The 7044-nt window shown below is 41.6% G+C and carries 7 protein-coding genes and 1 riboswitch; of the genes, 1 reads left to right on the forward strand and 6 read right to left on the reverse strand.

Annotated elements, in window-relative coordinates:
* Positions 1-104: 104 nt before the first annotated feature.
* On the forward strand, positions 105-1886 hold the full coding sequence (locus VHA01S_RS15875; protein WP_023405361.1) for an aminopeptidase P family protein: 1782 nt from the start codon (positions 105-107) through the stop codon (positions 1884-1886).
* A 105-nt stretch (positions 1887-1991) separates the two neighbouring features.
* On the opposite strand, the gene thiH is transcribed toward VHA01S_RS15875, so the two are convergent.
* The 6 genes from thiH to crcB form a co-directional block, all read right to left on the reverse strand.
* Entirely contained in the window at positions 1992-3110 is a 1119-nt protein-coding gene (thiH, locus tag VHA01S_RS15880) for a 2-iminoacetate synthase ThiH (RefSeq protein ID WP_023405362.1), read from the reverse strand.
* Positions 3107-3889, reverse strand: a complete 783-nt coding sequence (locus tag VHA01S_RS15885) for a thiazole synthase (protein WP_023405363.1) — start codon at positions 3887-3889, stop codon at positions 3107-3109. The genes thiH and VHA01S_RS15885 overlap by 4 nt, the downstream gene beginning before the upstream one ends.
* Before the next feature lie 2 nt (positions 3890-3891).
* On the reverse strand, positions 3892-4101 hold the full coding sequence (gene thiS / locus VHA01S_RS15890; RefSeq protein ID WP_023405364.1) for a sulfur carrier protein ThiS: 210 nt from the start codon (positions 4099-4101) through the stop codon (positions 3892-3894).
* On the reverse strand, positions 4101-4859 hold the full coding sequence (locus VHA01S_RS15895) for a HesA/MoeB/ThiF family protein (protein WP_023405365.1): 759 nt from the start codon (positions 4857-4859) through the stop codon (positions 4101-4103). Before VHA01S_RS15895 ends, thiS begins: the two co-directional genes overlap by 1 nt.
* On the reverse strand, positions 4849-6027 hold the full coding sequence (locus VHA01S_RS15900) for a thiamine phosphate synthase (RefSeq protein ID WP_023405366.1): 1179 nt from the start codon (positions 6025-6027) through the stop codon (positions 4849-4851). Before VHA01S_RS15900 ends, VHA01S_RS15895 begins: the two co-directional genes overlap by 11 nt.
* An 82-nt stretch (positions 6028-6109) precedes the next feature.
* A riboswitch (TPP riboswitch) is annotated at positions 6110-6223 on the reverse strand.
* 40 nt (positions 6224-6263) lie between these two features.
* On the reverse strand, positions 6264-6647 hold the full coding sequence (gene crcB / locus VHA01S_RS15905; protein WP_023405367.1) for a fluoride efflux transporter CrcB: 384 nt from the start codon (positions 6645-6647) through the stop codon (positions 6264-6266).
* Positions 6648-7044 lie beyond the last annotated feature (397 nt).

The following is a 7044-nucleotide window of genomic DNA, read 5'->3' on the forward strand; positions in this document are numbered from 1 at the left end:
CCAATATATAAAGGCTTGTTAAGCACTATAGAATTGCACAGCGACATCAAAAAGGGTAGCTTAATTGCCATACGCATATTAGGTAGTAATGATGAGGAGAGATTATGCCATCTCAGATTAATAGCCGAGTTACGGATTTCCGTAACTGGTTAAACACAAATAAACTTGATGCTTTTATTGTTCCCCATGAAGACGAGTTCTTAGGTGAATACATTCCAGAGCACAACGAACGTTTACATTGGCTAACGGGTTTCACAGGCTCTGCTGGAGCCGCTGTTGTTACAACTGAAGATGCCGCTATCTTTGTTGACGGACGCTACACGGTTCAGGTCACTAAGCAAACTCCATCTGACGTATTTTCGTATCAGCACCTAATTCAAACCCCTCCTATCGCTTGGATTCAAGCTAATTTAAAAGCGGGTAGCAAAGTAGGCATTGACCCTAAAATGCATTCTGCTCGTTGGTTAAATGCGGCCAAACAAGCCTTAGCTGAAGATTACGACCTTATCTATTTTGAGAATAATCCTGTTGATGAGCTTTGGAGCGATCGACCTGCTGTTGCCCTTTCCGATCTTCGTCTAATGGGTAACGAATGGGTCGGTGTGGGTAGCCAAGAAAAACGCACCAACATTGCGGCTCTATTAAAAGAAAATAAAGCTGACAGTGCAGTACTAACAGCATTAGATTCCATCTGTTGGTTACTCAACATTCGTGGTAGTGACATATCAAGATTACCAGCAGCGCTATCGCACGCCATTATTCATAACGACGGTCAGCTTGAGTTCTTCATTGATCAAGAGCGTGTGCCTGCAGAGTTTAACCAGCACACTGGAGAAGGCGTCACTCTATTCTCACCAAGCCAACTAAAAGAACGCTTAGCTAATTTGAATAACAAAAAAGTTATCCTAGATCCTGCGACAAGTAACGCATGGTTTGGCATCGTTCTTAATGAAGTGGGTGCAGAAGTTCTGCCTATCGCAGATCCTTGTCGACTGCCTAAAGCAACCAAAAATAGTGTTGAAGCATTAGGTATGAAAAACTGTCATATTCGCGATGGTGTGGCGATGGTTAAGTTCTTATCTTGGTTTGATGCAGAAAATGCTAAAGGCCAATATCACGATGAAGCACAGATTGCAGACCAACTTGAAGCCTTTAGACGTGAAGATGAGTCTCTAGCAGATCTTAGCTTTGATACTATTTCAGCGGCTTCAAATAATGCTGCTATGTGTCACTACAACCACAACAACGAACCGGCTCCAAGTGTCGTGTACGATAACTCTATGTATCTTGTGGATTCAGGCGGTCAATACCCAGACGGCACCACAGACATCACTCGTACTATTGCGATTGGTCAACCGACTTCAGAAATGAAGAAACAATTTACCTTGGTGCTTAAAGGTCACATTGCTTTAGCCGAAGCTCGATTCCCGAAAGGCACTTGTGGTCATCAATTGGATATTCTTGCTCGTCAACATTTGTGGGCGCAAGGCTTTGATTATGACCATGGTACAGGTCATGGTGTAGGACACTTTTTAAGTGTGCATGAAGGCCCGCAAGGCATCTCTAAAAACTACAATAATATTCCATTAGAAGCTGGTATGGTTCTTTCAAATGAACCAGGATATTACCGAACTGATGAGTTTGGTATCCGTATTGAAAACCTAGAGATCGTGGTGGAAATAGAAACTCAAGGCGACTTCTCTGTGCTTGGTTTTGAATCTCTAACTCGTGCACCGATCGATAAACGTAATATCGAGCAGTCACTTCTGACCGCGCATGAGATTGAATGGCTTAATGAGTATCATCAAAAAGTGTGGAATGATTTATCACCACTAGTTGATGGCGATGTGAAGCAATGGTTGCAACAAGCAACTCTAGCTCTCTAGCTCTCTAGCTCTCTAGCTCTCTAGCTCTAATAGCAAAGCCCCTCAATAGTTGGTTATCCAATTATTGAGGGGCTATTTTATTTCTCTGCTGTTTCACGTGAAACACTAACCAGAATAAATCGACGTCCAATCTCTCCATACCGGTTCAAAACCGCGACTACGAATTGCAGATTCAACTTCTAACGCTGTACGCTCATCCGATATTTCAAATTGCTCCAGTTCTTGATCATCGATATCAACTGCGTAACCACCAGGCTGAGTCTTAGATGCCGCCGAAACAGTAGTAACACCTAACGGTAAGATGTTGTCTCTAAATGAAGCTGATTCACGAGTAGATAAAGAGATATCCACATGTTGATTGAATAGACGATAAGCACAAATCAATTGCACCATCTGTTTGTCATTCAATATCGACTTAGGTTGTACACCCCCCTCGCAAGGTCTTAACCTTGGCAATGAAATGCTATAGCGAGTTTTCCAATATGTTTTCTCTAGATAATCAAGATGACAAGCAACAAACATGCTATCCACTCGCCAGTTATCTAAACCAATTAATGCACCAATACCTATCTTGTCTATTCCAGCTTTAGCCAATCTATCAGGAGTTTCTAGTCGATAGTAAAAGTCCGTCTTCGAGCCTTTTAAGTGATGCTCTGCATACGTGGATGGATTGTACGTCTCTTGGTAAACCATGACTGCGTCCAAGCCAAGACCTTTCAGTTCAGCATATTCCTGTTGTTCAAGAGGCTGCACTTCCATGGCCAGATAATTAAATTGTTCTTTTATCTGAGGCACGGCTTGGCGGAAATATTCCATACCGACTTTTTTCTGATGCTCACCAGTAACTAAAAGTACGCTGTCGAACTTCATTGCTTTTAATACATTAACTTCTAAATCGATCTCTTCTTTAGTTAGAGTCTTACGCTTAATGCGATTGTTCATTGAGAACCCGCAGTACGTACAATCATTAGAGCAAAGATTTGAAAGATACAGAGGCACATATAAACCAATGGTAGAACCAAAACGCTGTCTCGTTTTTTGGTAAGAAAGCTGAGCCATGTTTTCTAAGTATGGTTCTGCAGCTGGCGAAATGAGCGCTTTAAAGTCTTCAAGATCTAGCTTCGTTTTAGCCAAAGCTCTTTCTACATCAGTAGCGGTTTTGGACATAATAGATAGGTAGCTTTCACTCCAATCTATCGATTCGAATACGTCGACAAAACTCATAGTTTCGCCTCGTATGAGGAATCAAGAAATGCAGTCATAGGGCTTGATGCCATCGCTTTAACTTGTTGTGCGCCTAAGCCAGATTCGTAAGCAATCCTACCCGCTTCTACCGCTAACTTAAAAGCACGTCCAATTGCAATCGGATCGCCAGCAGTTGCCATCGCGGTATTGACCAAAACCGCATCTGCGCCAATTTCCATTGCTTGCGCAGCATGAGATGGAGCGCCAATTCCTGCGTCAACAATCACCGGAACATTTGCTTGTTCGATAATAATCTTTAAGAAATCAATTGAGGCCAAGCCTTTATTGGTGCCAATAGGAGCACCAAGTGGCATTACGGCTGCGCAACCTACTTCTTCTAAGCGCTTACATAACACAGGATCAGCATGGCAGTAAGGTAATACTACAAAGCCATCTTTAACCAACTGCTCTGCCGCTTTTAGTGTTTCGATTGGATCGGGCATTAAGTACTTAGGGTCAGGATGAATCTCTAGTTTAAGCCAGTTCGTTTGCAAGGCTTCTCTTGCTAGATGCGCAGCAAATATTGCATCTTGCGCATTCTTAGCGCCTGAAGTATTGGGTAATAAATTCACGCCAATATTGTTTAATGAACCTAGAATATCGTCTTGCTTGTCGAATACGTCTACGCGCTTCAATGCCATAGTCACCAGTTCGGATTCAGAAGCTGCAATTGATGATGCCATTAATTGGTTGTTTGCGTACTTACCCGTGCCGGTAAACAGTCGTGAATTAAATGTCTTATCTGCTATTTTCAACATAATTAGCCTCCAGCTATCGCGCGAAATACAGAAAGAGTGTCGCCCTTCTGTAGCTTGATGCTGTCCCATTTTGATTGTGGAACAACTTTATTGTTTAGAGCAATTGCACAGCCTTGGGTTGGCAATCCTTGGTTTTCCAATGCGTCGACTAAGGTACTATCAGCACCAAGCGTTATCGACTTATCGTTAATGGTTATTGCAATATCAGTCATCAATTACTTCCTTTTTTGCAGACGGCACAGGTGTCATCTTTAGCAATTTCAAATTTTTGTTGAGTCATAGTGCGTCCTTGAAAGACCATCAACTCTGCCGCGTTCAGTGTTTCAGGTTCAATAAGTGCACGTATCGCAAGCATCGATTGCAAACTCGCAATCATATTTACGTTTGGTCCCATCACACCTGATTCGCTACATTTGGTTGCTTGGTTCGATTCGGTAAATGGATATAGGCAGTGATAGCAAGGTGCTTTCTCTCCTTGATAATCAAAATACGCAAGCTGACCATCCCAGCCTATGGCAGCACCAGAAACTAACGGCGTGGTATTAGAAAAGCAGGCTTTATTGATATCTTGTCGGGTAGGAAAGTTATCACTGCAATCTACAACCAGATCAGCCATGTTAACTTCTAACAACAACGTGTCTAAGCTCATACGTCGATTAACACTGCGTACATTAATTGAGGAATTTAGCTGGCGAACTTGATTGGCTAAAGAGATGGCCTTTGAGCTACCAAGATCGGATTCGCGATAGCTTAATTGTCGATGCAAGTTACTAATTTCTACGCTGTCATCATCACAAAGAACTAGCTTACCCACCCCAGCACCTGCCAGTTGTAGTGCCACAGCGCTACCTAAACCACCACAACCAACAACCAGTACCCTGGCGTTTAATAGTGACTGCTGTCCTTGCTCTCCGATCTCAGGCAACATGATTTGCCGTTGATAACGTACAAATTCCTTATCAGTGAGCATTGGTCACTCCATCCACTGATTGTTCAGAGTTAAACAACACTTGAAATTGATCGACTGCTCTCTTCTTATCATCCGCTAATGTTACAGCCCTAACCACTGCCACACTCGAAACACCAGTATCGATCACCTTAGGCGCACGCGCTAAATCAATACCACCAATCGCAACACTAGGTAGGAGTGATCCTCTTTGCTTACCAATAGATGAAATAAGGGCTTGGTATAGTTTGAGTTTGATCAGTCCTTGCGGAGATGAAGGCATATCTTTTGTGGTAGTTGGGAATATATGCCCCAATGCAAGGTATGAAGGTTTGTACTGCAAGGCATTGATAATCTCAAAATAGCCATGAGTTGAGATACCTAAACCGATATCGCTATCCAATAAACTGCTATCTTCTAGCTCAGCTAAGTCCTCTTGGCCTAAATGAATACAGGATGCTCCATACTCTAAAGCAAGCCCCCAGTAATCATTGATAACGATATCAACACCACGTTCTTTGCCTATTTGAATAGCACGTTTTACATCATCAGAAACTTCACTAGCCGCTTTGTCTTTTATTCTGAGCTGTAAAATTTCCACACCACAAGTAGCTAACTCTTCCACTAATTCTATGCTGTCTACTACTGGATATAGACCAAAGCATCGCGTCTGTTTACGAACTGTTGTTGCGAGATTATTGTTTCTTAAGCGGGGAAAGTAACGGATATCTGATGGCCATGTTTCACATGAAACATGCTGTGCACTACGAGAAATTAGCGCAGAATCTTCAATCGTAAAGCCAAGAGAAAGTGAAACCAATAACCAGGCAATGTAACTATCGTGTGTTGTTGCAAACTCTTCCGACACATAGTCCCATTCAAACTGAGTGCCATTAACGAGGCAGACAATGTCTTTGCCTTGGGTAAACAACGTTGTGATAGAAGCGATGTGCTGGTTATTTTGATCGTGAATGGTAATAGATTGTTGTGATGAATCACTGTTGTCTACAGCTAGATTATAAGATTGTTCAGGAGCAGTTAGACTGACAGCAAAGCCATCGCCTTGCCTGTATTCCATAATTAGATTTGTAAAACCAGCATCACGTGCGCACTCAATAACAGAGTCGATCGCTGCGCGAAAAGCTAGAGTAGCATTGGGGGATTGTATAAAGCTAGTAAGTGGGGATTCCATCGCCCTATCCTTCTGTAATAAACACAGCTTGTCGGATAGATTGATGGCAGGTGGTATTAAGTTAAAATCTTAATACCTAAATAGAATTGACCACCTTGTTTCCTTCGCAGGTATTATCCTGTATCAGGTTCTACGGATTCCGTATTCACGGTCTCAGCTTCTTGTGATTAACACTTCAGCACTCCGACAAGCAGATTCATTATATAGAAACTATCAAAAGAACAAAGCAAACTTACTCAGTTTTTGAACACAAGGTGAAAACCGATCATTGCAGCAGAGATACTAAACACAACGTTGAGTAAGATATTTAGACCCGCTTTCCAATAGTCGCCTTGTTGGAACATAAGAACATTATCCATAGAGAATGTTGAGAAGGTAGTTAAAGCACCAAGGAAGCCAAGCCCAACGATTTGGCGCCATGGGTCTACAGCAATGACTTCGTTTTCGAATAGCGCAATAAGCGTACCCATGATAAATGAGCCAACAATATTTACGGTTAACGTACCATAAGGAAAACCTCGGCCTAAAATAAGTACGCAAAGTTCAGATATTAAATAACGTGAACAAGCACCAAAAGCGCCACCTATTGCGATAAAACCTAGGGTTGCAAACTGTCCCATTACCACTTATCTCCAAAGAAAACTGTTTAGATTTAAAAAGTTACATGCGTCACTTTATGTGACGTTAATGTGATCTAGATCATTAGCATAGCAAACATATGCACTCGATATAATGTAAAAGTTTAGATTGCAGAAAATAGTAGCAATTAGGTCAATAATCGTAATAAGAAAGAGAAATTCGCAGCTTAAAAAATATTGTTTGGCATAAGCTATTAAATGCGAATATAGAATCTCTAGAAGAGGCTCAGAAGTGGCATAAAGATAAATAGGCATCAATATAGTAACCAAAGGAAATGCATCCTTAAATTCCATTTGAGGAAAAATAGTGACAGTTTTATAAATGGAAAGAACATGCAGCTTCAAATAGAAAGAGGGACAACAATCTAGATACAAAAAA

It is taken from the genome of Vibrio halioticoli NBRC 102217, assembly GCF_000496695.1.
GTDB classification, from domain to species: Bacteria; Pseudomonadota; Gammaproteobacteria; order Enterobacterales; family Vibrionaceae; genus Vibrio; species Vibrio halioticoli.

What these genes read in the sequence shown, in the direction of transcription:
- VHA01S_RS15875 (WP_023405361.1), top strand. Translation starts at nt 105, where the DNA reads ATGCCATCTCAGATTAATAGCCGAGTTACGGATTTCCGTAACTGGTTA.
- thiH (WP_023405362.1), bottom strand. Translation starts at nt 3,110, where the DNA reads ATGAGTTTTGTCGACGTATTCGAATCGATAGATTGGAGTGAAAGCTAC.
- VHA01S_RS15885 (WP_023405363.1), bottom strand. Translation starts at nt 3,889, where the DNA reads ATGTTGAAAATAGCAGATAAGACATTTAATTCACGACTGTTTACCGGC.
- thiS (WP_023405364.1), bottom strand. Translation starts at nt 4,101, where the DNA reads ATGACTGATATTGCAATAACCATTAACGATAAGTCGATAACGCTTGGT.
- VHA01S_RS15895 (WP_023405365.1), bottom strand. Translation starts at nt 4,859, where the DNA reads ATGCTCACTGATAAGGAATTTGTACGTTATCAACGGCAAATCATGTTG.
- VHA01S_RS15900 (WP_023405366.1), bottom strand. Translation starts at nt 6,027, where the DNA reads ATGGAATCCCCACTTACTAGCTTTATACAATCCCCCAATGCTACTCTA.
- crcB (WP_023405367.1), bottom strand. Translation starts at nt 6,647, where the DNA reads ATGGGACAGTTTGCAACCCTAGGTTTTATCGCAATAGGTGGCGCTTTT.